Source organism: Burkholderia sp. YHN3-13, assembly GCF_055810675.1.
In genome coordinates, this window is record NZ_JBVVNQ010000002.1 from 15,081 (window position 1) to 38,217 (window position 23,137).

Annotated in this window: 23 protein-coding genes; 4 read left to right on the top strand and 19 right to left on the bottom strand. The window is 68.3% G+C overall.

Translation table 11 applies throughout. The features are described 5' to 3' along the window. Position 1: 1 nt before the first annotated feature. From AC0KUR_RS04940 to AC0KUR_RS04965, 6 genes are all read right to left on the bottom strand, one after another. Positions 2–862 carry a class I SAM-dependent methyltransferase gene (locus AC0KUR_RS04940; RefSeq protein ID WP_059557602.1) on the bottom strand — a complete coding sequence of 287 codons (861 nt, stop codon included), beginning with the start codon at positions 860–862 and terminating at the stop codon, positions 2–4. Positions 863–869: 7 nt separating this feature from the next. Further along, positions 870–1,220, bottom strand: a complete 351-nt coding sequence (locus AC0KUR_RS04945; RefSeq protein ID WP_034189875.1) for a VOC family protein — start codon at positions 1,218–1,220, stop codon at positions 870–872. Between the two features lies 1 nt (position 1,221). Further along, positions 1,222–1,398: a ribbon-helix-helix protein, CopG family gene (locus AC0KUR_RS04950; RefSeq protein ID WP_034189876.1), complete on the bottom strand. Its 177-nt coding sequence runs from the start codon at positions 1,396–1,398 to the stop codon at positions 1,222–1,224. Positions 1,399–1,512: 114 nt separating this feature from the next. Then, positions 1,513–2,346 (bottom strand): arylamine N-acetyltransferase family protein, encoded by an 834-nt coding sequence (locus AC0KUR_RS04955; protein WP_124671094.1) that lies wholly within the window; start codon positions 2,344–2,346, stop codon positions 1,513–1,515. A gap of 133 nt (positions 2,347–2,479) precedes the next feature. After that, positions 2,480–3,169, bottom strand: a complete 690-nt coding sequence (locus AC0KUR_RS04960; protein WP_049030883.1) for a hypothetical protein — start codon at positions 3,167–3,169, stop codon at positions 2,480–2,482. Positions 3,170–3,510: 341 nt separating this feature from the next. Next, positions 3,511–4,995, bottom strand: coding sequence for an amidase (locus tag AC0KUR_RS04965; RefSeq protein WP_473375478.1), 1,485 nt, complete (start codon positions 4,993–4,995; stop codon positions 3,511–3,513). 368 nt (positions 4,996–5,363) lie between these two features. On the opposite strand from AC0KUR_RS04965, the gene AC0KUR_RS04970 reads away from it, so the two are divergent. The 3 genes from AC0KUR_RS04970 (at position 5,364) to AC0KUR_RS04980 (ending at position 7,204) form a co-directional block, all read left to right on the top strand. Beyond that, positions 5,364–5,798, top strand: a complete 435-nt coding sequence (locus tag AC0KUR_RS04970) for a universal stress protein (RefSeq protein WP_034189880.1) — start codon at positions 5,364–5,366, stop codon at positions 5,796–5,798. Positions 5,799–6,356: 558 nt separating this feature from the next. Next, entirely contained in the window at positions 6,357–6,605 is a 249-nt protein-coding gene (locus tag AC0KUR_RS04975) for a hypothetical protein (protein ID WP_034189881.1), read from the top strand. Positions 6,606–6,730: 125 nt separating this feature from the next. Next, positions 6,731–7,204, top strand: coding sequence for a nuclear transport factor 2 family protein (locus AC0KUR_RS04980; protein WP_034189882.1), 474 nt, complete (start codon positions 6,731–6,733; stop codon positions 7,202–7,204). Positions 7,205–7,226: 22 nt separating this feature from the next. Here the strand turns inward: AC0KUR_RS04980 and AC0KUR_RS04985 are convergent, their stop codons facing one another. Next, complete coding sequence (locus AC0KUR_RS04985; RefSeq protein ID WP_473375672.1) at positions 7,227–8,174, bottom strand: BPL-N domain-containing protein; 948 nt, start codon at positions 8,172–8,174, stop codon at positions 7,227–7,229. A gap of 229 nt (positions 8,175–8,403) precedes the next feature. Here AC0KUR_RS04985 and acnB point away from each other — a divergent pair, with 229 nt between their 5' ends. After that, positions 8,404–10,989 carry a bifunctional aconitate hydratase 2/2-methylisocitrate dehydratase gene (acnB, locus tag AC0KUR_RS04990; RefSeq protein ID WP_034189884.1) on the top strand — a complete coding sequence of 862 codons (2,586 nt, stop codon included), beginning with the start codon at positions 8,404–8,406 and terminating at the stop codon, positions 10,987–10,989. 114 nt (positions 10,990–11,103) lie between these two features. Here acnB and AC0KUR_RS04995 read toward each other — a convergent pair whose 3' ends face one another. From AC0KUR_RS04995 to AC0KUR_RS05050, 12 genes are all read right to left on the bottom strand, one after another. Continuing rightward, a complete protein-coding gene (locus AC0KUR_RS04995) occupies positions 11,104–11,616 on the bottom strand; it encodes a DUF4274 domain-containing protein (protein ID WP_124610035.1) in 513 nt (170 codons plus the stop codon). 75 nt (positions 11,617–11,691) lie between these two features. Continuing rightward, positions 11,692–12,105, bottom strand: a complete 414-nt coding sequence (locus tag AC0KUR_RS05000; RefSeq protein WP_367188558.1) for a PPC domain-containing DNA-binding protein — start codon at positions 12,103–12,105, stop codon at positions 11,692–11,694. A gap of 76 nt (positions 12,106–12,181) precedes the next feature. Continuing rightward, positions 12,182–12,733, bottom strand: a complete 552-nt coding sequence (locus tag AC0KUR_RS05005) for a GNAT family N-acetyltransferase (protein WP_049032715.1) — start codon at positions 12,731–12,733, stop codon at positions 12,182–12,184. 173 nt (positions 12,734–12,906) lie between these two features. Next, on the bottom strand, positions 12,907–14,307 hold the full coding sequence (locus AC0KUR_RS05010) for an MFS transporter (protein WP_034189888.1): 1,401 nt from the start codon (positions 14,305–14,307) through the stop codon (positions 12,907–12,909). Between the two features lie 27 nt (positions 14,308–14,334). Beyond that, positions 14,335–15,579: an NAD(P)/FAD-dependent oxidoreductase gene (locus AC0KUR_RS05015; RefSeq protein ID WP_034189889.1), complete on the bottom strand. Its 1,245-nt coding sequence runs from the start codon at positions 15,577–15,579 to the stop codon at positions 14,335–14,337. Then, complete coding sequence (locus AC0KUR_RS05020; protein ID WP_473375479.1) at positions 15,576–16,538, bottom strand: VOC family protein; 963 nt, start codon at positions 16,536–16,538, stop codon at positions 15,576–15,578. The genes AC0KUR_RS05015 and AC0KUR_RS05020 overlap by 4 nt, the downstream gene beginning before the upstream one ends. 18 nt (positions 16,539–16,556) lie before the next feature. Then, positions 16,557–18,047 (bottom strand): aldehyde dehydrogenase, encoded by a 1,491-nt coding sequence (locus tag AC0KUR_RS05025; protein ID WP_034189891.1) that lies wholly within the window; start codon positions 18,045–18,047, stop codon positions 16,557–16,559. A gap of 72 nt (positions 18,048–18,119) precedes the next feature. Then, a complete protein-coding gene (locus tag AC0KUR_RS05030; protein WP_034189892.1) occupies positions 18,120–18,935 on the bottom strand; it encodes an aspartate dehydrogenase in 816 nt (271 codons plus the stop codon). Continuing rightward, on the bottom strand, positions 18,928–20,595 hold the full coding sequence (locus tag AC0KUR_RS05035) for a thiamine pyrophosphate-binding protein (protein WP_049030515.1): 1,668 nt from the start codon (positions 20,593–20,595) through the stop codon (positions 18,928–18,930). Before AC0KUR_RS05035 ends, AC0KUR_RS05030 begins: the two co-directional genes overlap by 8 nt. Beyond that, positions 20,588–21,385 (bottom strand): SDR family oxidoreductase, encoded by a 798-nt coding sequence (locus AC0KUR_RS05040; RefSeq protein ID WP_049030514.1) that lies wholly within the window; start codon positions 21,383–21,385, stop codon positions 20,588–20,590. Before AC0KUR_RS05040 ends, AC0KUR_RS05035 begins: the two co-directional genes overlap by 8 nt. Continuing rightward, positions 21,382–22,239, bottom strand: coding sequence for an IclR family transcriptional regulator (locus tag AC0KUR_RS05045; protein ID WP_473375480.1), 858 nt, complete (start codon positions 22,237–22,239; stop codon positions 21,382–21,384). The genes AC0KUR_RS05040 and AC0KUR_RS05045 overlap by 4 nt, the downstream gene beginning before the upstream one ends. Further along, positions 22,236–23,132, bottom strand: coding sequence for an alpha/beta fold hydrolase (locus tag AC0KUR_RS05050; RefSeq protein ID WP_059557590.1), 897 nt, complete (start codon positions 23,130–23,132; stop codon positions 22,236–22,238). The genes AC0KUR_RS05045 and AC0KUR_RS05050 overlap by 4 nt, the downstream gene beginning before the upstream one ends. Between the last annotated feature and the right edge of the window lie 5 nt (positions 23,133–23,137).

Genomic DNA, 23,137 nt, shown 5'->3' on the forward strand with positions numbered 1-23,137 from the left:
TTCAGACCGTCGCGACCAGCAGCTCTTCCGCGTTGTTCGGCGGCCGCAGGCCGTCCGCGCGATCGGCGAAATAGCGGCGCGTCAGCTCCGCGGCCGATACATGCACGGCCTTCGCAAAACCGGCCTCCAGCGCGAGCGCCCGGATCTGCGCCGGCATGAAGAAGCTGATGAACGGCGTGCCGCTCGCGCGCGCGCCCTTCGCGGCCATGTCGAGCGCCGGACGCACATCCGGATCGGCGTTCTCCAGCGGCAACAGGAACGTCATCGCGAGCGTCGAGCCCGGCGCGAGCGACGCGACCTCGCGCAGCGCGGCCGCGTTCGCCTCGCGCGTCAGGTACATGCTGACGCCGGTCGACACCACGACGGCCGGCTTGCCGGCATCGAACCCCGCGCCGACGAGCGCGTCGCGCCACGACGCTTTCGCCTCGAAATCGACCGGCACGAAACGCAGCCAGTCGGGCACGCCGAAACCGAGCTCGGCCAGACGGCGCTGCTTCCAGGCCTGCGGCGCCGGCGGATCGACTTCGAACACGGTCACGCGCGACGCCATGTCCGGCCGGCGCTGCGCGAAGCTGTCGAGGCCCGCGCCCAGGATCACGTACTGGTTCACGCCGCGCGCGGCCTGCTCGGTCACGAGATCCTCGATGAAGCGCGCCCGCGCGACGATCGACGCGCGAAACGGCCGCGTGAACTGCGGATCCATGTCGCCGCGCTGTTGCCAGCCCGGCGGCGGCGCGAGCAACTGGAGCCCGACCTCGTCGGCCAGCACGTGCGGTGGCGCGTCGAGCCGCACGTGCAGCGCGCGCCACAGCGCGACGCGGGCGGCCGTGCTGTCGGGGGCGTCTTCGCGGATAGCGGTCATGCCGGCCTCACGCACCCTGCTTGCCCGGCGCCTGCAGGCGCCACACGCGGCCGTCGGGGTCGCGCACGGTCATGTCGCGCGTGCCCCAATGCGTGTCCTCGAACGGCGTGACGACGTCGACGATCGGTTGCGGCCGCACCGACTGCTCGTCGGGCACCTTGAGCACGACCTGCATGTCCGGCGTCTCGCTCGGCGGCACTTCGGCGATGAACAGGAACGGACCGTCGCCGCTGCGCAGCTGGCCCGACTGGTGATCGGTTTCGAATTCCAGCCTGAAGCCCAGCGCCTGGAAGAACTTCGCCGACTTGCCCCAGTTGTGCGTCGTCAGGTACACGGCTTCGATTCGCTCGGATGACATGTCACGGCTCCTTGATGGACGGTTCCGCGCCGGGCGGCGGCGCGGCGAGATACGCACGCAATGCGTCGGCCACCAGCGCGGACAGCGATTGCTCCGTTTCGATGGCGCGATGCTTCACCTGCCGGATCAGGCCGAGCGGCAGGTACACGTTGAACTGCTTCACTTCTTCGTCGGTCATGGATACTAGTATGCTAGCAATCTAGCAAATGTCAATCGCGCAAGCGGCGGGATCGACGATGAAAGCCGGAAGCGGTCCGCGCACGGGCCGCCCTGCGACGATCGTGCGTTCGCGTTATTGCGCGGCGGCACGCGCCGCGAGCCGCGCAAACAGCGCGTCGAGATCGAATCCGTCGGTATTGACGCCGATGGTGTCGCGCAGGCACGCGCTCCACTCCGCCGCGTTGTCGAACGTGACGGCGCGCCCCGCGCCCGCTGCGTCGCGCAGCGTCAGCGTGGTGTTGCGCAGCGCGGCGCGGCCTTCCGGCAGCACGCGGCACGCGATCAGGTCATGCAGGAAGATGGAGTCGGGATAGGTCGACGTGAACCAGTTGGCGGCGTCGTAATCGATCCATTCGACCGGCTTCGGCAGGAAACGGTACGTGGTCTGCCAGCCGTCCGGCGTCTCGAGCTGCACGTCGAATTCACCGTCGACCGGCGCGGCGACGATACGAAACGCGCCGTGCGGCGTCGGTTGCCGCTCGTCGGGCACGAAACGCAGCGGCGCCGTCAGCGTCGCGCTGCCGAAACCGATGTCCGCGAGCCACGCCGCGCCGTCGAGGTCGATGCGCAGCAGCATGTGCGTGTGCGCGGCAGGCACCTCCGGCGGCCGCATCCAGCGTACGCGCGCGATCAGCGGCGTCACGCGAAAACCGATCGTCGCGAGCGCGGTGTAGAACAGCTTGTTGAGTTCGAAGCAGTAGCCGCCGCGGCGGCGTTCGATCACCTTGTCGACGATCGACGGCAGGTCGAGCGCGACCCGCGCGCCGGTCAGCGGGTTGAGGTTTTCGAACGGGATCGCCTGCGGATGCAGCAGATGCAGCCGGCGCAGCACGTCGAGCGTCGGCTCGGCCGGGCCGTCGTAGCCGATGCGGGAAAAATAGCGCGAGAGGTCGAACGAATCAGTCATGAACCGGCACCGGTAACAGGGACACGCCACGATAGCATCGTGCGACATCCCCATGTTGGGCGGGGCGATCGTTCATCGCCGCACCCGATGCCGATGCGTCCACGCCCGCACCCGAACCCGCAACCGCACGACGTTACGGCAGCAGCTTCAGCGCGGACGATGCGACCGACGGCACCGAAATGCCCTGGCTCGTCGCGAACTGCACGGCCTGGCTGAGCGTCGCCGCGAGCGACTGCAACTGGCCCGGCGCGCTTTGCGCGATATACGACGCGGCCTGCATGTTCTGCGGGTTCAGGCCCGACTGCAGCAGCGACGCCGCGCTCGTCGAACCGAGATTGCCGAGCCCCGACTGCAGTTGCGAATACTGCGTGAGCCCCTGCCCGAGCGACGCGAGGCCGTTGCTGAACGCCTGCTTGTCGATCGGGCCGTGCGTCGCGCCGCCGCTCGCGAACGCCTGGCCGAGCGCCTGCGACACCGATTGCTGCGCGCCGCCCATCTGCGACAGCGCGGCCGGCGTCAGCGCATTGCCGCCGGACAGCTGGCTCGCGGCCTGCTGCGCCTGCCCGGCCGCACCGGTCAGCCCCATCGCCGACGCGAGCGACGACTGGCCGGTCAGCACCTGCTGGTTCGCGCCGACATAGGCTTGCAGCAACTGCGCGACACCGCCGCCCTGCGCGGGGGCCGCCTGCTGCTGCCCGCCGCCGAGCAGCGATGCGCCGAGCGATTGCAGGTCGAGTTGCGCGTGCGCGGCACCGCTCGCCAGGATGCCGAACGCGATGCCTGCCGAGGCCAGGTACCGGCCGGTCGCGCGAATGTGCTTCATGTGTTTCCCTCGTGCCCGAATGGTCGAGGCGATATTGTCGAAGCGCGTCGCGCCGTACCGCAACGACTGAAACACATCGAAACGAAATCGCGGTGCGTAGCCGCTTGCCATTCCGCGACCGGTGGACGTCGTTGCGCGGATTCGTCCACGTTTGCCGTTCGATCTCACGCGCGCACCGGCATTCGTTCTTCCGTTGCGTCAATGCGGGCGGAGTCAAGCCTTGCATGCAGCAGGGCAACACGCATCGCCGCCGGGCGTCGCGTTCGGCGGTCGGAACAAAACGGGCGGCTCGCCGCCGCCCGTTTCATCACCCCGATACCGGCCGTCGGCCGGCCGCGCCATTACGCGGCCATCCACGCCGGCAGCCGCCGGCCCACCCAGTCGGCCGCCTGCTCGTAGCCGCGCGCGAGTTGCAGCACCGCGAGATCGGCACGCGGGCGCCCGATCAGTTGCATGCCCATCGGCAGCCCCGCGTCGTTGAAACCGACCGGCACGTTGATCACCGGGCAGCCGGCCAGCGTCCACGGCACGACCGTCTCCATCCAGCGGTGATAGGTGTCCATCGCACGGCCGGCGATCTCCTTCGGCCAGCGCTGGTCGACGTCGAACGGGAAGACCTGCGCGGTCGGCGCCGCGATGAAATCGTAGCGCTCGAAGAAGCTCAGCACGGCCTGATGCCACGCGGTGCGCTCGACGCTCGCGTCGAACACCGCCGCGCCCTGCATCGCGAGCAGCCCCTCGACTTCGTAGATCGCCTCCGGCTTCAGCAGCGCGCGGCGCGCCGGGTCGCGATAGTGCGCGAGCAGCCCGCCGCCGGACAGCAGGTGCCGGTGCGCGAGCCACAAGCGCCAGATGCGGTCGGGGGCGAACGCCGGCAACGCGGCGTCGACGTCGCAGCCGATCTCGCGCAGCACCGCGAGCCCCTGCTCGCACTGCGCAAGCACGCCGGCCTCGGTCGCGAGATAACCGTTCCAGTCGCCGATCCACGCGATGCGCTTGCCCCGCAGGTCGGCGTCGAGCGGCCGCGCGAACACGGCCGGATCTTCCGCGAGCGACAGCGGATCGTTCGCGTCGTAGCCGGCCTGGATCGCAAGCAACTGCGCGACGTCGCCGACGGTGCGGCCCATCGGCCCTTCGATGCCGAGCTGCTGGATGAATACGTCGACGCCCGGCCAGCGCGGCACGCGACCCTGCGACGGACGCAAGCCGTAGATGTTGCAGAACGCGGCCGGGTTGCGCAGCGAACCGCCGAAATCGCTGCCGTCCGCGACCGGCAGCATCCGCGCCGCGAGCGCCGCCGCCGTGCCGCCGCTGCTGCCGCCCGCGCTCTTCGTCAGGTCGTACGGGTTGCGCGTGGCGCCATAGACCTCGTTGAACGTGTGCGAGCCGAGCCCGAACTCCGGCGTGTTGGTCTTGCCGATGAAGATCGCGCCGGCCGCGCGCATCCGCGCGACGCCGACGGAATCGGCCTGCGGCACGTTCTCGCGGAAGATCGGCGAACCGTAGGTCGTCCGCAGCCCCTTCGTCATCGCCAGATCCTTCGGCGCCTGCGGCATCCCGTGCATCCAGCCGTGGTACTCGCCGCGCGCCAGTGCGGCATCCTTTTCCGCGGCTTCGGCCAGCAACGCATCGCGCTCGCGCAGCGCGACGATCGCGTTGACCGCACCGTTCACTCGCTCGACGTGATCGAGATACGCACGCATCGTCTCGACGCACGAGACCGCCTTGCTGCGGATCGCCGCGGCGAGCTCGCCGGCCGACAGGCGCACGATCGGATCGACGGAAATGGAAGCGGGAGCGAGAAGCTGCGGGGCGCCGTGCGGCATGCGGGGTCTCCTGGAATCGCAATGGAATGGCGGGCCGCGAGGCGGCGGTCGCTCCCGGCCGGCCGGAAGGGGCCGCCGCCGCGGCCGATGCTCTACTCTACGCGACGCCGGATCGGCGACCTCCGATATTTTCCGTCGCGATTCATTGCGGATCCGACTAAATCGGCGCGTGGCGCGTCGGGTCATGCACACGGTCCCGGCCAGTGAAATCGTTTATGCGCATAAACTTAAATTTCTTATATTTCTAATTAGGCGCGTCACACGACGACGCGCGTTAACGACATTTTTACGCGGCCGCCCGATCTCTTTAGATCGCCCGCCGCGGCCGCACGCTACGCTGGAAGCATCTCGTTTCCTGGACATCGTTCATGCTCAAGCTGCTGGTTCCGGTCGGTCACTCGCCCCGCTCGCTGCAGGCGGTTCGCCATGCGACATTCCTGTATCGCGAACGGTGCGCGTCGGAGATCGTGCTGATCAACGTGCAGGCGCCGCTCGAATCGACGCGGCTCGAGGCCTATTACCCGCTGTCGCGGCTGCGCTCGATCGAGGAGAAGTTCGCGTCCGACGATCTGGCGACGGCGGAGCGGATCCTGCGGGAAGCCGGCGTCAAATACACCGTCGTGATGAAGGTCGGCCCGGTGGCCGACACGATCGCAACCGCGGCAGCCGAGACCGGATGCGACGAGATCGTGGTGGTCGCGCCGCGGCACGATCCGCTGCATGCGCTGATGTCGGTGTTTCGCCGCAGCGTGATGGGCCGGCTGGTGCGAATTTCGAATGTGCCGGTGACGGCCGTGCAATGACCGGCATCGGGCGCGGGGATGCCCTTGACGCCGGTCGCGTGACGGGCCGCGGGCTTGCGCCGTCGGCCGTCGAACGCGCGGCGAGGACGTGCGCGCACGGTGCGTCGCGCACGTCCTGTCATCGAGCGGCGTTCAGTCGATGACCTTGCGCCAGAACACGAAATAGGCGGCGGCGGACGACGCCAGCAGCAGGATGGCCCACATCGGGGCGAGACTGAGCAGGACGGAAGAGACGTTAAGCATTTGGATTCCTCACTATTTCGACAGCGATATTCGACATGCACCTGCTTGCCGGAACCGGGGCATTGATCCGCCATCGCATTCCGTCAAATCATGTGTTCATGCTATCGCCTCGAGCGGCCGCGCAACCGCCGCCGCCCGTCCGCACCCTGACATTCGTCAAACTCGCGCGAATCACCCGCGCGCCGGCGCGGCGACGTTAGACAGGGCGGGATCACACCGCCCCCGCCGCCGTTTTCAGCAGATGTTTACCGGGGGAAGCCCCAAGTGCTTCGTCAGACGTATCCGCGTTACGCTGCAGCGACGAGGAGACGAATCATGAGACGAACCGTACATATCGCCGTATTCGCGCTGCTGGCCTATCTGATCGGCGATCGCGCGATCCTGCATGCACAGGGCCGCGACGCCAGCCCGCTCGCGTGCGAGCAAGGCGCCGCGCAGGTGAAGGCCGACGCGCTCGGCCGCGGCTTCGGCGAGGCCGCCGCCGGCAGCCAGAGCGAGGCCTACATGTCCGGTTGCCTGGTGACCGGGCGAGACGAGCGGGACGTCACGATGGCGAATCGTTGACGCGCATCCTGTAACATGCCGGCCGCGGGCGAAACCGCCCGCTCACGCCGCTCGGCGCCATTTTCCTTATCGACGCTTCGACGGACGTCATGGTCCGCCCCTCCGCCCCTCCGCCACGCCCCACGATGAGTCATCCGAACACCGAACTGATCCAGCGCTTCTACACGGCCTTCCAGCAGCGCGACATCGACGCGATGCTCGCCTGCTATGCCGACGACGTCATCTTCAGCGATCCCGCGTTCGGCGAACTGCGCGGCGACCTCGCCCGCGACATGTGGCGCATGCTGGTCGCGCGGGCGCAGGAATTCTCGTTGACGTTCGGCGACGTGGCGGCGGACGAACAGGCCGGGCGTGCCGCGTGGATCGCGCACTACCGGTTCGCCGCGACCGGCCGGATGGTGGGCAACCGGATCGACGCGCGGTTCCGGTTTCGCGACGGACGCATCGTCGAGCATCGCGACAGTTTCGACCTGTGGCGCTGGGCGCGTCAGGCGCTCGGGCTGAAAGGCGCGCTGCTCGGCTGGACGCCGTTCATGCAACGCGCCATCCGCGCGCAGGCGCGGAAAAATCTCGACGCGTACCGGGCGAAGCGGAAATAAGTCACGCGCCGCAACCGCGCCGCTACGGCGCCATCGTCGCGCGAATCAGGTCATCGGCCATGTCCGGCAACACGCCGTCCGGGTTCCTGAGGCCGTACCGGCGATACCAGCTTTCATCGGCCTCGGGATGCGGGCCGGCGAGCCCGACGCGCCCTCTGCCGTAGCGGTACGTCGCGGCGGCGATATCGCGGTTCGGATACGTCGCCAGCACGACACCGCCCGAGCCGGCCGGCACGGCCGGGAGCATCGCGCCGTCCTGATAGTAGATCCAGCGCCTTTTGCCGCGCCAGACGACCGGCGTGACCGTGTCGGCGATGCCGTGAAGCGCCGAGCCCGGCCGGCCGACCTCGGAATCGATCTCGCCGTCGACCAGCCGGAAACCGTGTTCGCCCGCCAGGTACGCGCCCATGCAGAGCCCCAGGTAACGCCCGCCGTTCGACACGTAACGCCGCACGGCCCTGATTGCATTTTTCCCGATGCTGGCCGCCGCGCCGGAAATGTCCTGCCCCCCGCCGGGCTGCACATACAACGCTGCACCGGCCAGCGCGGCGGGCGTGATCTTGAGTTTTTCCGCCGGGCCGACGTAGATCACCTTGAACTTGTCGTCCGATTCCCGCAGGCGGCTGGCGATCGCCTCGGGGCAGCCATCGCACGCGGCGGGGCCGCGATAGACGAGCGCGACGGGCCGGCTCGCCTCGCGACGCGTTTCGTCGCCGGTCGCCGCCGCATGAACGACCGACGACGCGACGAGCGACATCGCCAGGAAAATCGAGTCTCTGGATCGCATGGTCCTGAACACCGGAGTAAGAGGATCGCCGTCGCCGGGGACGAATCGGCGGGCACGCGCCAATTTCCGCCTCGCGCTGTCACACCCCGATCGCAAGCTGCGCGACAGGGACAGGAAGCGTAGCCGCGCGAACGCGCCGCGTGTGTGCCGTTTCCCGCGTACTTGTGCAGAAATGTGCGGCACCGGCAACCTGATCCGTGCTCGCCGGCCGCTCACCGGGCCACGCCAGACAAGGCCAGCTCGGCCATGCAGCCCCGATGCCCGGCCCTTCGCACATCAACTCTTATATAAGACATAAGACATTTGACGTTCCAGACCATTGAGATTAGAATCCCGCTCAAAGCAGTGCCTGGAATCGCCCCGGAGTGCCGGCAAGGCCTTCCCCTCAAACGCAATATCAGCAGGTCTCCCCATGCTTGAAAACTTTCGTGCTCACGTGGCCGCCCGCGCCGCGCTCGGTATTCCTCCCCTCCCGCTGACGGCTCAGCAGACCGCCGAACTGGTCGAATTGCTGACGAACCCGCCGGCCGGCGAAGAGCAGACGCTGGTCGACCTGATCACCCATCGCGTGCCTGCCGGCGTCGACGAAGCCGCCCGCGTGAAGGCCGGCTTCCTGGCCGCCGTGGCCAAGGGCGAAACCGCCTGCCCGCTGATCTCGCGCGCACGCGCCACCGAACTGCTCGGCACGATGCTGGGCGGCTACAACATCCAGCCGCTGATCGAGCTGCTGTCCGACGACGCGGTCGCGGCCGTCGCGGCCGACGCGCTGAAGAAAACCCTGCTGATGTTCGACCAGTTCCATGACGTGAAGGAACTCGCCGACAAGGGCAACGCGCACGCGAAGGCCGTGCTGCAGAGCTGGGCCGACGCCGAATGGTTCACGAGCCGTCCGGAAGTGCCGCAAAGCCTGACCATCACCGTCTTCAAGGTGACGGGCGAGACCAACACCGACGACCTGTCGCCGGCGCCGGACGCCACCACCCGCCCGGACATCCCGATGCACGCGCTGGCGATGCTGAAGAACGCGCGCCCGGGCATCACGCCGGAAGAAGACGGCAAGCGCGGCCCGGTCAAGTTCATCGAATCGCTGAAGGAAAAGGGTCACCTGGTCGCGTACGTGGGCGACGTGGTCGGCACCGGCTCCTCGCGCAAGTCGGCCACCAACTCGGTGCTGTGGTTCACCGGCGAAGACATCCCGTTCGTGCCGAACAAGCGCTTCGGCGGCGTGTGCCTCGGCGGCAAGATCGCCCCGATCTTCTACAACACGATGGAGGATGCCGGCGCGCTGCCGATCGAGCTCGACGTGTCGCAGATGGAAATGGGCGACGTGGTCGAACTGCGCCCGTACGAAGGCAAGGCGCTGAAAGATGGCAAAGTGATCGCCGAATTCCAGGTCAAGTCCGACGTGCTGTTCGACGAAGTGCGCGCCGGCGGCCGCATTCCGCTGATCATCGGCCGCGGCCTGACCGCGAAGGCGCGTGAAGCGCTCGGCCTCGCGCCGTCGACGCTGTTCCGCCTGCCGCACCAGCCGGCCGACAGCGGCAAGGGCTTCTCGCTCGCGCAGAAGATGGTCGGCCGCGCATGCGGTCTGCCGGAAGGCCAGGGCGTGCGCCCGGGCACGTACTGCGAACCGAAGATGACCTCGGTCGGCTCGCAGGACACCACGGGCCCGATGACCCGCGACGAACTGAAGGATCTCGCCTGCCTCGGCTTCTCGGCCGACCTCGTGATGCAGTCGTTCTGCCACACCGCCGCGTATCCGAAGCCGGTCGACGTGAAGACGCACCAGACGCTGCCGAACTTCATCAGCACGCGCGGCGGTATCGCGCTGCGCCCGGGCGACGGCGTGATCCACTCGTGGCTGAACCGCATGCTGCTGCCCGACACCGTCGGCACAGGCGGCGATTCGCACACGCGCTTCCCGATCGGCATCAGCTTCCCGGCGGGCTCGGGCCTCGTCGCGTTCGCGGCCGCCACCGGCACGATGCCGCTGGACATGCCGGAATCGGTGCTGGTCCGCTTCAAGGGCAAGATGCAGCCGGGCGTCACGCTGCGTGACCTCGTCAACGCGATCCCGCTGTATGCGATCAAGCAAGGCATGCTGACGGTCGCCAAGCAAGGCAAGAAGAACATCTTCTCGGGCCGCATCCTCGAAATCGAAGGCCTGCCCGACCTGAAGGTCGAGCAAGCGTTCGAGCTGTCGGATGCGTCCGCCGAGCGTTCGGCCGCCGGTTGCACGGTGCACCTGAACAAGGAACCGATCATCGAGTACCTGAACAGCAACATCACGCTGCTCAAGTGGATGATCGCGCAGGGCTACCAGGATCCGCGCAGCCTGCAGCGCCGTATCGCGGCGATGGAACAGTGGCTGGCCGACCCGCAACTGCTCGCGCCGGATGCCGACGCCGAGTACGCGGCCGTCATCGAGATCGACCTCGCCGACATCCACGAGCCGATCGTCGCCTGCCCGAACGATCCGGACGACGTGAAGACGCTGTCCGACGTCGCCGGTGCGAAGATCGACGAAGTGTTCATCGGCTCGTGCATGACCAACATCGGTCACTTCCGTGCCGCGTCGAAGCTGCTGGAAGGCAAGCGCGACATCCCGGTCAAGCTGTGGGTCGCGCCGCCGACCAAGATGGACCAGAAGCAGCTGACGGAAGAAGGCCACTATGGCGTGTTCGGCACGGCCGGCGCACGCACCGAAATGCCGGGCTGCTCGCTGTGCATGGGTAACCAGGCTCAGGTGCGCGAAGGCGCGACGGTCATGTCGACGTCGACCCGCAACTTCCCGAACCGTCTCGGCAAGAACACGAACGTGTATCTCGGCTCGGCGGAACTGGCGGCGATCTGCTCGCGTCTGGGCAAGATCCCGACCAAGGAAGAGTACATGGCCGACATGGGCGTGCTCAGCGCGAACGGCGACAAGATCTACAAGTACATGAACTTCGACCAGATCGAAGACTTCAAGGAAGTGGCCGACACCGTGCAGATCTAAGCACGCAGTCGGGCTGCGGCGGGTGGTCGACGCCGCAGCGCACCGAAAGGCGCCGCGGGCCGAATGGCTGCGGCGCCTTTTTTTGTGCGCCGGCGACCGGGCGCGAATGCCCGGTCAGTCGTACAGCGCGTGCAACTGCTCGACCACGTCGAACGGCAAACCCTCGTCATACCCGTCCGCTTCTTCGAGATCAACGTACTCGCGGCCGTCAGTCGGCTGCAGCATCAGCGCCGGCACGGGCCGCGCGACCGGGACGTCCGGATAATCGTTCGGCCCCGCGCCATCGAAGTCGTACGGATCGAACCAGATTCCGTGATCGGCGTAATAGCCGTCGGCGTACCGTTGCTCGATTTCACGAAGCAGCCGGAACGTATCGCGTTGATACGACGCGTGGCCCAGATCGCTTTCGTTCGCGTACTGCACGAACCACGCAGCGCCGAGATTCCAGTAGATCAGCAACGCGGTCGCGCGATCGACGTTGCGGTTGTCCAGCAGCCAGCGCAACGCGCGGCCGTTGCCGTCGTAATTGGAGCGTGCGGCGAACCGGTGCCACTGCTCGGGCGTCGCGCCTTCGAGCCAGGCCCGGACGAGGTCCCACGCCTTCTGTTCGATGTCGGAGTCGTTCATGAATCGTATCTTGCGGAATGAGCGGTAACGAGAAGGGCTCGAATGATCGGCCATGCCAGCGCCGCGGCGCGACACTCATGCGGCGCCGCCACCCTGCCCTCGCCGGATGACCAGTTCGTTGAAGCCGGTGCCCGCGTCGAGCTCGCGCGAGAACCGGTGCGCGGGCAGCAGCACGAGCAGAATCTCGGCCGTCGTGCGCACCACGCAGCCGCTCGACACATGGCCGCCGGACACGCGACCATGCGCGTCGGAAACGGACATGTGCAGGTGCGCGCCGTCAGGCGACACCGAGCCGGCCAGCGTCAGGATTTCGAGGTCGCCGCGCAGTTCGGTCGGCGCGTCGACACCGGCGAGGCGCAGTTGCGCGACGCTCAGGCTGCCGACGCCCTGGATGACGAAGGCGGCGTGCGATTCGCGCTGGCGTAATGCCGTCTCGATGGCGCCGCGCAGATCGTCGCCGGGGGACAGACGCAGGGGATGGGCTTGCATGGACGAGAACCCGCTGGTGGACCGTGGTATCGACAAAGCGTACGTTCGTCTCGCGAATCGGGCAAGTCACACCGGCTCACCCGCGCCGATCGCTCGCCAGCAACCCGTACAACGCGCTGTCCGACACTTCGTCGCCGACGATCCAGCGTTCGCGCAGCAGCCCTTCCCGCGCGAAGCCGAGGCTTTCGAGCAGCCGCGCCGACGCGACGTTGCGCGGATCGATATCGGCCTCGATCCGGTTCAGCTTCAGCACGCCGAACGCATGCTCGATCACGGCCGTCGCCGCTTCGCGCATGTATCCGCCGCGCCAGAACCTGGGCCGCAGGCTGAAACCGATCTCGGCGCGCCGGCATTGCTCGTGCGCATGGAACAGCACGCATTCGCCGAGCGCCTCGCCGGTTTCGCGCAGTTCGAGCACGCAGATCAGGTCCTGCCCGCTCGCGGACGTCGTCAGGTTGCGCGCGACGCGCTCCGCGGCCTGCTCGATCCGCGTCATCGGCGAGAACGAGAAATAGCGCATCGCTTCGGCATCCGACCAGATCTCGAAGAACGCCTGCGCGTCGGCTTCGCGAGGCGGCCTCAGGACGAGGCGGGAGGTATCCAGCGTGACGGGTTCGAACAGGGGCATGGCAATGGTCTGACGAAATGGCGACCGTGAATTAGAACACGCCAGCCGTCCGTCAACAATTGCGCACCCGAGCGGCCAACCACGCGACACGACCGGGTCGCCCCGAAACAAGAAGGCCCGGGAAACCTCACCCGGGCCCTTCCGTTCACTTCATCCGCCATCGCGGCATGCGCTCACGCCTCCAGCGCCTCCAGCACCTTCCCCTTCGTCTCGATCCCGACGAAATGCACGGTCACCGCCGCGATCAGCGGCACGATGCCGATCAGGTAGAACGCGGGCGCGAGGTTCCCGCCGATGATCGCGTGCGGCACGACCATCGGCGCGACGAACGACGCGATCTTCAGCCATGCGCTGCCGAGCCCGCAGCCCGACGCGCGGATGCTCGTCGGATACTGCTCCGGCGTGTAGACGTACGCGGTGATGAACCCCGACGCCATCAACCCGAGCGACAGCGAGCAGAAGATCGCGACGACGTACACCGACGACGCGTGATAGACACCCGCGAGCGCCAGCGACAGCGCGCACAGCACGAACGACCACACGATCACCGGCTTGCGGCCGAGCTTGTCGACCAGCAGCGCGGAGGCCAGCGAGCCGAGCACGCCCATCACCGAGCCGATCACCGCGAGATTCAGCGCGAGCTGCAGCGGTGCGTGATAGAAGTTCTTGTAGATCGTCGGCAGCCACGTCGACAGCCCGTACTGGATGAACCCGCAGGTCGCCCACAACGTCGCCACCGCGAGCGTGCGCTTGCGATACGCGGCGCGGAACAGGTCGCTCATCCTGCGCTTCGGATGCTGGCGCACCATCTCGTCGAACGCGGCCGTCTGCGTGACGGGCGGCAGATCGCCGCGCACCGACGCTTCGAACGCGCTCGTCGCGCGCCCGGCTTCCGCGAGCCGTCCGCGCGACGCGAGCCAGCGCGGCGATTCCGGCACGAGGCGCGTCAGCACGAGCGCCAGGATCAGCGGCAACCCGCCGACGAAGTACATGATTTCCCAGCCGAAGCGCGGCACGAGCCACGCACCGAGCGCCATCGACACGAGCAGCCCGATCGGGAACACGATCTCGTACAGCAGCACGAAACGGCCACGGCCATGGGCGCGCGTGATCTCGTTGATGTACGTCGCGGCTACCGGCAGCTCGCCACCCAGCCCGAGCCCCTGCAGGATCCGCAGCAGCACGAACACCTCGAAGGTCGGCGCGAAGCCGCACGCGATGCTGGTGATGCCGATCACGGCCGAGCTCCACGCGATCGCCTTCACGCGACCGTGTTTTTCCGCGAGCGCGGGAAACAGGAACGCGCCGATCAGCTGGCCGATCGCGCCGGACGCGATCAGCATGCCGATCTGCGTCGGCGACAGCCCCCATTTGTGAATCAGCAACGGCAGCGTCGCCGCGATCGTGATCACGTCGAAGCCGTCGAAGAACGTCGCGGTACCGATCAGCACGCGCGCGCGGATCTGCATCGCGTTGGCCGGAAGCCGCTCGAGCCGCGCGATGATCGCGCCGGGCGTGGAGGCGGCAGCTTCCATCGTGGCGCGACCGGCCACGACGTTGTCGAAAGTGCTCATGCGGGGGATCTCCTGGTCTTTCGCTGGTCAGGCAAGCGCTTGGGTTGTGTCTGCCAGGGCTTCCGTATCCACGGCCCGGCCCTGGTTCATCCACTTGCGCGCGAGCTTCAGCTCACGTGCGTTGTTCACGGCGATGACACCTCTCACCTGCCCATCGCCCACGAAAAACAGCGTCGCACGGCGCGCGGCGAGCTCGCCGCGCACGACGAGCTGCGCATCGGCCGGCAGATCGCCGAGAATCTGCAGGTTCACGTCGTACTGATCGGACCAGAACCACGGAATCTCCGCGTACGGCGCGCGCACGCCGAGCACGGCCTTCGCCGCCGCGATCGCCTGGTTCTGCGCATTGGCCCACGATTCGAGCCGCACGCGCCGCTTCAGCCAGCCGTTGTGATGGTTCGCGACGTCGCCGCACGCGAAAATCGCCGGGTCGCTGGTCGCGCCGAATTCGTCGACGACGATGCCGTCGTCGACCGCCAGCCCCGCATCGCTCGCGAGCGACGCGTTCAGCGCGAGGCCGATGCCGGCCACCGCGAAATCGGCGTCGATCGTCGTGCCGTCGGCGAGCGTTGCGCGTACCTTCGATGCGTCGTCCGGCTGCGGGTCGAGCGACGCGAGCGCCGCGCCCGTGCGCACGTCGACCCCGTTCGAGCGATGCAGGTCGAGCAGGAAATCCGACACGATCTGCGGCACCGAGCGGCCGCACAGCCGCGGCGCGCCTTCGACCACGACGGCGTCGACGCCGAGCTTGCGCGCGGTCGCCGCGACTTCGAGGCCGATCCAGCCGCCGCCGATCACGAGCACGCGCCGGCTCGCACGCAGCTTCTCGCCGAGCGCGGCCGCTTCGTCGAGCGTGCGCAGGTAATGCAGATTCGGCGTCCTGACGATCGAATCGGGCAGGCGGCGCGACGTGCCGCCGGTCGCGATCACGAGCCGGTCGTATTCGATCTCGCGCCCGCTCGCGGTCGTCACCACGCGTCGCGCACGGTCGATCGAGGCCGCGCGTTCCGGCTGCCACGCCTCGACGTTCAACGCGTCGAATTCGTCGGGACGCACGACGCGCACGGTCTCGATGTCGGCGTCGCCGGCCAGCACGGCCTTGGACAGCGGCGGACGCTCGTACGGCAGGTGCGGCTCGTCGGCGATCATCACGAGACGGCCCGCGTAGCCTTGCGCGCGCAGCGTCTTCAGCACCCAGCCGGCGGCCTGGCCGCCGCCGATCACGACGACCGTGCCCGGCGCGGGCTGCGCGGACGTATTCGCTTCGGTCATGATTTGCGCTCCGTCATGAACTTGCCTTCCGGCGCCTGCGCGTGCTTCTGCCGGCGCGTGTTGCCGTCGAGGCCGCCGTCGACGGCCCATTCGGCGAACACGGTCGGGCCCGGCTCGAATTCGCGCGGCTGCCATTCGGGCGTCAACATGTCTTCGTCCGCGTAGTACTCGATCAGACCGCCGGCGGGGTTCTGGAAGTACCAGAAGTACGCGGACGACACGGGGTGCCGCCCCGGACCGAGTTGCGTTTCCCAGCCGCAGCGGTCGATGTGCATGCCGCCGCCGAACACTTCATGGATGTCGCGCACGGTGAACGCGACGTGGTTCAGGCCACGCTTGCCCGTCGGCAGCGCGAGCAGGAACAGGTCGTGGTGGCCACCGTGCGGCGCGCAGCGCATGAACGCGCCGCGGCCCGGGTAGCGGTCCGACGTCTCGAAGCCGAGCAGTTCGTGATAGAACTTTTCCTGCGCGTCGAGGCAGTCCGTGAAGAACACGACATGCCCGACCTCGACCGGCTCCGCGCGTGCGTAGATCGGGCTCGGCTGGTCGACGCGCAGCGTCCGGCCCCACACGTTCGACGGCGAGCCCGTGATGTCGAGGGCGCGCTTGCGCGTGACTTCGATGCGGATCGCCATGCCGTTCGGGTCGATACAGCCGACCGCATCGTCCTGCGCGTAATAGCCGGGCTGGCCGGCGAGTGTCGTGCGCAGCGCGTCGAGTTCGCCCTGCGTCGCGACGCCCCACGTGACTTCCCGCAGCGTCGGACCCGCCTCGAATGCCGGCGGCAGCGCCGGATCGTCGGCCTTGACGGCCAGCACGGTGCAGCCGTTCAGCGTCTCGAAACGCGCACGCGTGTCGTCGTACGCGATTTCCTTCAGCCCCCAGTCGGCGAAAAAGCGCCGGCAGGTCGCGAGATCGTCGACGCCGTACGTGATCTGCTCGATTCCCAAAATGCTCATTGCGTCATTCCCCTTCGCTCAGTTCGCCCACGGCAGCGGCGCGTCGTTCAAGCCCCAGTAGAGGCTCTTCTGCTGCATGTACTCGCGGATGCCGAGACGCCCTTTCTCGCGCCCCATTCCGCTCTCCTTCCAGCCCGAGAACGGCGTGGAAATCGAAAACAGCTTGTACGTGTTGATCCATACGGTGCCCGTTTCGAGCGCGCGCGCGATGCGCCAGGCGCGCTTGTAGTCGCGCGTCCAGATGCCGGCCGCGAGGCCGAACACGCTGTCGTTCGCCTGCGCGATCAGCGACGCTTCGTCGTCGAACGGCATCGCGACGAGCACGGGCCCGAAGATTTCTTCCTGGCAGATGCGTGCACTGTTCGGCAAGCCTTCGAGAATCGTCGGCTGATAGAAGAAGCCGTTCTCGCGCCCGTCGCCCGACGGCCGCTCGCCGCCGCACAGCAGGCGGCCGCCTTCCTCGAGACCGAGCGCGACGTAGCGCTCCACCGATTCGCGATGCTTCGCGGTGATCAGCGGCCCCATCTGCGTGTCGGGCCGCGTCGGGTCGCCCACGCGCAGCTTGCGGGCGCCGGCCACCAGGCGCTTCATGAATTCGTCGGCCACCGCGCGCTGCACGAACAGCCGCGAACCGGCGATGCACGCTTCGCCCGACGAGCTGAAGATGCCGTACAGCACGCCGTTGACCGCGTGATCGAGATCGGCGTCGTCGCAGACGATCGTCGGCGACTTGCCGCCGAGTTCGAGCGACACCGGCATCAGCTTCTCGGCCGCGAGGCGCGCGATGCCGCGGCCCACTTCGGTGCCGCCCGTGAACGACACCTTCTTCACCAGCGGATGGCGCACGAGCACGTCGCCGATCACCGAGCCCTTGCCCGGCAGCACGCTCAGCACGCCCTTCGGCACGCCGGCTTCCTCGCAGATGCGCGCCAGCGCGAGCGACACGAGCGGCGTGACTTCGGCCGGCTTGAGCACGACCGCGTTGCCGCCGGCGAGCGCCGGCGCGAGCTTCTGCGCATCGGACGCGATCGGCGAATTCCACGGCGTGATGGCCGCGATCACGCCGATCGGCTCGTACACGCTCATCGTCAGGTAATCGCCGCGCGACGGCGTCAGTTCCTCGTCGAGCGTCTCGAGGCACGCCGCGAAATAGCGGAACGTGTTCGCCGCACTCGCCACCAGCACGCGCGTCTCGCCGATCGGCTTGCCGTTGTCGCGGCGCTGCAGATTCGCGAGCGCCTCGTGGCGCTGCATGATCAGGTCGGCAATGCGGTACAGCACCTGCGCGCGCTGGTGCGGCTTCAGCCCGGCCCAATCGGCGCGACGCCAGGCGGCGTCGGCGGCCTCGACGGCTTCGGCCGCGTCTTCCGCGTTCGCCGTCGACACTTCCATGTTCAGCGACTGGTCGGCCGGATAAATGCTCGCGTAGGGCGCGCCACGGCCGCGCCGCCACTCGCCGCCCACCAGGATGGTGCCGTCGGGTACGAGGCTGGTATCGAAAGGAGTCATGTCACAAGTCCCACAATTCTGTGTCTGCGCGTCCGCCCTCGCCGTGGCGCGGGCGGACGGTCCAAGGCCCGGTCAGATCACGCAGCGGGCCGCGCGGTTGCGCAGCGCGCGGATCGCGCTGTACGCCGTCAGCGCGGACGTCTTCGGGTTGTCGGGCAGCGGCTTGCCGCTCATTTCGAGCGACATCTCGCCGAACGCGCCGCGCGCGGTGATGCGGTGCACGTTGCGCTCGACCGCCGGATCGGCGATCAGCCGCACGTGCGTCGCGTCGAGGCCGAGGCCCGCGAGCGCCACGGTTGCCGCGACGTTCGCGTTCTTCGGATACAGCCGCGCGGCGTCGCGCGCGGTGCCTTCGAAGATCACCTTTTCCCCGGTCATCGCATGCAGGTCGCACAAGGCCTCGGCCGGCGTACCGAGCCAGCCGAGCGGCGGCTTGCGGCCGACGTACAGCACTTCGTCGAGGCCGCCCTGCTTCGCGGACGCCAGCGCGTCGATGCCGCCGATCGCGCCCGACAGCAGCGTCACCGTCGTGCCGCCTTCGTCGGCCGCCCGCGACAGCAGGTCGAGCAGCGCGAGATCGGACAGCGCGCCGATCGAGGCGACCGCGCAGTCGGTGCCGGCCTTCAGCAGCGGCACGACGTGATCGACGAGTGCGCCGTGGCCCGCGCATTCGAGCGCGAACTCGGGGCGGCGGGCCAGTGCGTCGACCGACGACACGACCTCCACCGCACCGCCGAGCACGCGCTGTACCTCCGCGCGCTGGTGTTCCGGCACGATCACGTGCGCGACGCGCAGCGACGCATCGTGCTCGACCGCGCGGTACACGGCCGCGCCGATCGCGCCGAAGCCGATCATCGCGACGTCGACGGGTGCGTGCGCGTTACGCATACTGGCGCTCCGTCGGCGCTTCCTTCTTCACCGGCGGGCCCGCGAACTGCGACGCGAACGTGCCGACCGACAGCATGTCGACTTCGACCATCACCGGCCCTTCCTTCGCCAACCCTTCGCGCACGATCGCCTCGGCGTCGTCGAGCGACGTGATCCGGTAGTGCGTGAGGCCGAAGCTCGCGCAGAACTGCGCGAAATCGGGCTGGTGCAACTGCACGAAGCAGCGGCGGCCGCCGTAGTGCGCGTCCTGGATGTTGCGGATCACGCCGTAGCACTGGTCGTTCATCAGCACGATCATCACGTTCGCGTTTTCCTGCACGGCCGTCACGAGTTCGCCGACGTTGACCATCAGGCCGCCGTCGCCGACGAGGCAGACCGTCTTCGCCGCGGCGCCCGCGAGCGCCGCGCCGATGCCCATCTGGATGCCCTGGCCGATGCCGCCGCCGAGCGCATGCACGCCCGAGCGCGGCTCGAAGATCTTCAGCAGGCGGTTGCCCCACGTGCTGTTCGAGATCGTCACGTCGCGCACCCAGTTGTAGTCGCGGCCGACCGCGCCCTGCAGCGTGTCGACGAGCTTCTTGTACGGCCCGAGGCCCTTCGACACGTCGGCCACCGCCTGTTCGCGGGCCGCCGCGAGATCGGCCGCGAATTGCGGATCGACCGACAGGCGGCCTTCGAGGCGATCGGCCAGTTCGGCCAGCACGCGCTTCGAATCGCCGTGCACGAACAGTTCGTTGCGGTAGCCGCGGTTGTCGGCGAGCGCATCGGCGTCGACGCGGAACAGCGGCTGCGGCAGCGCGAGCTTGTACTTCAGCGTCTCGTTGCCGCGCAGGCGCGAGCCGACGACGACGAGCGCGTCGCAGGTCTTGTAGAACGCCTCGACGGACGCGTGCACGTTGAACGCGCCGAGCGTCGCCGGATGATCCTCGGGCAGCACGCCGCGGCCCTGCACGCTCGTCACGACGCCGAAGCCGAGCTTCACGAGGCGTTCGACTTCCTCACGTGCGTGGCGCGCACCGCCGCCGAGCCACAGCAGCGGGCGGCGCTTCGCCGCGAGTGCGTCGGCGAGCTTCGCGACGCGCGCGGTGTCATGCTCGCGCACCGTGACGTGCGCCGGTGCGAGGTCTTCTGGCCATTCGATTTCGGCTGCCTGGATGTCGATCGGAATCTCGACCGACACGGGGCCCGTCGGCGCCGTTTGCGCGATGCGCACGGCTTCGCGGATCGTCGGCAGCACGGTTTCGACGGTGCGCACGCGGAACGCGGCCTTCGAGATCGAGTCGAGCATCGACAACTGGTCGGGCGCTTCGTGGATGTACGCCAGATCCTGGTCGAGGTAAGGCGTCTCGATCTGTCCCGTCACGTGCAGCAGCGCGGTGCCGGCCGTCAGCGCCTCGACCATCGCGCCGGCCGCATTGCCGGCCGCGGTGCCGGTGCTCGTGAACGCGACGCCGAGGCCGCCCGACACGCGGGCCAGCCCGTCGGCCATGTTCAATGCGCCCGCTTCGCCGCGCGCGCCGACATAGCGGATGTTGCCGCGCGAGTTGATCGCGTCGAGGATCGGCATGTTGTGGATCGAGATGACACCGAATGCGGTTTTCACGCCGCACTGCTCGAGAAAGGCGGCAATCAGCTCGCCAACCGTGGTTTTTTTAGACATGGCGTGCAAAGCCTCCAGAAACGTCGATATGGCTGCCCGTCGTGTACGACGACAGATGCGTTGCGAGATAAAAGAGTGCCCAGGCGGCCTCGTCAGGCTTGCCGAAGCGGTTCAGCGGAATGTTCTTCTTGCGGGCGAGCGCGCCCGTCCAGTCGTCCCAGCTTTCGCCGGGCTGCGCCTGCGTGTCGTAGCGACGGCGCCACTGCCCCGACTCGACGATGCCGATCAGGATCGAGTTCACGCGGATGCGCTGCGGCGCCAGTTCGGTCGCGAGCGACTTCACGAGGCTCAGCACGCCCGCGCGCGCCGACGACGTCGCGACCATGTGCGGCTCCGGCTGCAGCGCGAGCAGCGAGTTCACGCACGTGATCGTCGGCGCCTGCGCGTCGCGCAGCAGCGGCAGGAACGCGCGCGTCGGGCGGATGATGCTGAAGTACTTCAGCTCGAGTTCTTCGCGCCATGCGTCGTCGGTCGTATCGGCGAAGGTCGACACGCGACCCTGGCCGGCGTTGTTGACCAGCATGTCGGCACGGCCGAAGCGCGCCGATACCGCCTGCGCGAATGCGGCCACGTCGGCTTCGTCGAGCACGTTGCAGCGCGCGGCGAGCAGTTGCGCGCCCGGGTATTTCCCGCCGAGCATCGCTTCGGCGCGCGCCAGGCGGTCGCCGTCGCGGCCGCAGATTGCAACCGACGCGCCCGCTTGCAGGAACCGTTCGGCCGTCGCGAGGCCGATGCCGGACGAACCGCCCGTCACCACCGCGACCTGCCCGGTCAGATCGATCTGAATCATCGGAGTCCTAAAGCCTTCAGAAACGTGTGCTCGTCATCCGAGCGGTAATTGAGCCGCCGCGACAATTCCGCCGCCGCGCGCTGCACCTTGTCGATCAGCCCGTCCGCGATCAGCGCCGCGTCAATCTCCGGACGCGGCACCGTCACCGTGATGCACGCGACGATCTTCTGCGTCTCGTTGCGCACCGGCGCCGTGACCACCGAGATGCCGCGCTCGAACGACGAATTGCTGACGCCGTAGCCGCGCAGCGCATCCTCGCGGATCACGTCGTACAGCGCGTCGACCGTTTCCGGCGTCGCGCTCGTCATCCGGGTCAGCGCGCCTTCCGGATACAGCGCATCCAGCTCCTTCAGCGACAGGTCGCCCATCAGCACATGGCCGTGGGTCGTCGCATGCGCGGGCAGGCGCGTGCCGACGTTCACGCGGATCGAGCTGAACACCGGCGACTGGCTCTGCGCCTTTGCGACGAACACCACGTCGCGGCCGTCGCGGATCACGATGTGCGTCGTGAAGCCGGTCGCATCGCGCAGGCTTTCGATCACCGGCAGGCCGAGATCGGTCAGCTCCAGCGAGCTCAGGTATTCGAAGCCGAGCCGCAACACGGCGATGCCGAGCTTGTAGTTGCGATCCTTGTCCGCACGCTCGAGAAAGCCGAGCGATTCGAGCGTCTGCAGCAGACGGAACACCGTCGTGCGCGGAATGCCGAGCCGCTTCGACAGTTCGGGCGCGCCGAGCACCGGCTCGCGCGGCGAGAATTCGGCCAGAATCCGCAGCCCGCGTTCGAGGCCCGGCACCACATAGTTCGCGTCGGCCTTCGCGTGTTCGGATGCCGGTCGTTGCAGCGGTTCGCTCATGCCAGCCCCCGCTGTGGGTCGCATTGACGGCAGAAACCGTCGATCAAGGCGGAATAAACGGCCGGCGCTTCCACGTAGCCGGCGTGGCCTGCTTGCGGAATCACCTGCAGCGCGACGTGCGCGGCCGCGGCGATCCGCTCGCACGCGGCGGGCGGCGTGATCGCGTCGTGCGCGCCGACGGCCACGGCCGTGCGGCCGCGAAAGCCGGCGAGATCGGTCGCGAGATCGGCATTCGCGAGCAGATGCGTGGCCTGCGCGTAGCCGGCCGGCACGATGCGCGCCATGTTCCAGCGCACCCACGCCTTCGCTTCCTCGTTCGCGAAACCGGACAGCATGTTGCCGCTGCGCTGCTCGGCGAGCCCGGCCGGGCCGAGCGCCGCGAGCATCGCGAGCCGCGCGTCGCGGCGCGCGTCGCGCGTATCGGCCGGCGCGCTGCCGTAACCGCCCGCGGGCGATACCAGCAGCAGGCCGGCGATCCGCGCAGGCATCGCGCGGGCGAGACCGCCCGCGACGATCGCGCCGAGCGAATGACCGACCAGCACGCAGCGTTCGATGCCGAGTGCCTCGAGCCACGCGTTCAGCGATGCCGCGTAATCGGCGGCATCCGGCGACGCGCCGTGCACGGGCGTCGACACGCCGTAACCGGGCGCATCCCATGCGAGCACGCGCCGCGACGCGCCGAGCGTGTCGAGCTGGCGAACCCACGATGCGGCGCCCGAGCCGATCCCGTGCAGCAGCACGACGGGCAGCGCGCGGCCCGCATGCTGCGCGCCGGCCTCGCGGTAACCGATCGTGCCCGCCGCGCCGGCCGCGCAACGCTGCTCGGGAAACTGCCCGAGCAGCGCGGCGAACGCCGCGGTGCGGTCGCGTTCACGTTTGTCGATGACACTCATTGCTT

What these genes read in the sequence shown, in the direction of transcription:
- AC0KUR_RS04960 (WP_049030883.1), bottom strand. Translation starts at nt 3,169, where the DNA reads ATGAAGCACATTCGCGCGACCGGCCGGTACCTGGCCTCGGCAGGCATC.
- AC0KUR_RS05025 (WP_034189891.1), bottom strand. Translation starts at nt 18,047, where the DNA reads ATGACTCCTTTCGATACCAGCCTCGTACCCGACGGCACCATCCTGGTG.
- AC0KUR_RS04950 (WP_034189876.1), bottom strand. Translation starts at nt 1,398, where the DNA reads ATGACCGACGAAGAAGTGAAGCAGTTCAACGTGTACCTGCCGCTCGGC.
- AC0KUR_RS04975 (WP_034189881.1), top strand. Translation starts at nt 6,357, where the DNA reads ATGAGACGAACCGTACATATCGCCGTATTCGCGCTGCTGGCCTATCTG.
- AC0KUR_RS04965 (WP_473375478.1), bottom strand. Translation starts at nt 4,995, where the DNA reads ATGCCGCACGGCGCCCCGCAGCTTCTCGCTCCCGCTTCCATTTCCGTC.
- AC0KUR_RS05015 (WP_034189889.1), bottom strand. Translation starts at nt 15,579, where the DNA reads ATGACCGAAGCGAATACGTCCGCGCAGCCCGCGCCGGGCACGGTCGTC.
- AC0KUR_RS04970 (WP_034189880.1), top strand. Translation starts at nt 5,364, where the DNA reads ATGCTCAAGCTGCTGGTTCCGGTCGGTCACTCGCCCCGCTCGCTGCAG.
- AC0KUR_RS05050 (WP_059557590.1), bottom strand. Translation starts at nt 23,132, where the DNA reads ATGAGTGTCATCGACAAACGTGAACGCGACCGCACCGCGGCGTTCGCC.
- AC0KUR_RS05040 (WP_049030514.1), bottom strand. Translation starts at nt 21,385, where the DNA reads ATGATTCAGATCGATCTGACCGGGCAGGTCGCGGTGGTGACGGGCGGT.
- AC0KUR_RS05045 (WP_473375480.1), bottom strand. Translation starts at nt 22,239, where the DNA reads ATGAGCGAACCGCTGCAACGACCGGCATCCGAACACGCGAAGGCCGAC.
- AC0KUR_RS04940 (WP_059557602.1), bottom strand. Translation starts at nt 862, where the DNA reads ATGACCGCTATCCGCGAAGACGCCCCCGACAGCACGGCCGCCCGCGTC.
- AC0KUR_RS05035 (WP_049030515.1), bottom strand. Translation starts at nt 20,595, where the DNA reads ATGTCTAAAAAAACCACGGTTGGCGAGCTGATTGCCGCCTTTCTCGAG.
- AC0KUR_RS05005 (WP_049032715.1), bottom strand. Translation starts at nt 12,733, where the DNA reads ATGCCCCTGTTCGAACCCGTCACGCTGGATACCTCCCGCCTCGTCCTG.
- AC0KUR_RS04945 (WP_034189875.1), bottom strand. Translation starts at nt 1,220, where the DNA reads ATGTCATCCGAGCGAATCGAAGCCGTGTACCTGACGACGCACAACTGG.
- AC0KUR_RS04995 (WP_124610035.1), bottom strand. Translation starts at nt 11,616, where the DNA reads ATGAACGACTCCGACATCGAACAGAAGGCGTGGGACCTCGTCCGGGCC.
- acnB (WP_034189884.1), top strand. Translation starts at nt 8,404, where the DNA reads ATGCTTGAAAACTTTCGTGCTCACGTGGCCGCCCGCGCCGCGCTCGGT.
- AC0KUR_RS04980 (WP_034189882.1), top strand. Translation starts at nt 6,731, where the DNA reads ATGAGTCATCCGAACACCGAACTGATCCAGCGCTTCTACACGGCCTTC.
- AC0KUR_RS05030 (WP_034189892.1), bottom strand. Translation starts at nt 18,935, where the DNA reads ATGCGTAACGCGCACGCACCCGTCGACGTCGCGATGATCGGCTTCGGC.
- AC0KUR_RS05000 (WP_367188558.1), bottom strand. Translation starts at nt 12,105, where the DNA reads ATGCAAGCCCATCCCCTGCGTCTGTCCCCCGGCGACGATCTGCGCGGC.
- AC0KUR_RS05020 (WP_473375479.1), bottom strand. Translation starts at nt 16,538, where the DNA reads ATGAGCATTTTGGGAATCGAGCAGATCACGTACGGCGTCGACGATCTC.
- AC0KUR_RS05010 (WP_034189888.1), bottom strand. Translation starts at nt 14,307, where the DNA reads ATGAGCACTTTCGACAACGTCGTGGCCGGTCGCGCCACGATGGAAGCT.
- AC0KUR_RS04955 (WP_124671094.1), bottom strand. Translation starts at nt 2,346, where the DNA reads ATGACTGATTCGTTCGACCTCTCGCGCTATTTTTCCCGCATCGGCTAC.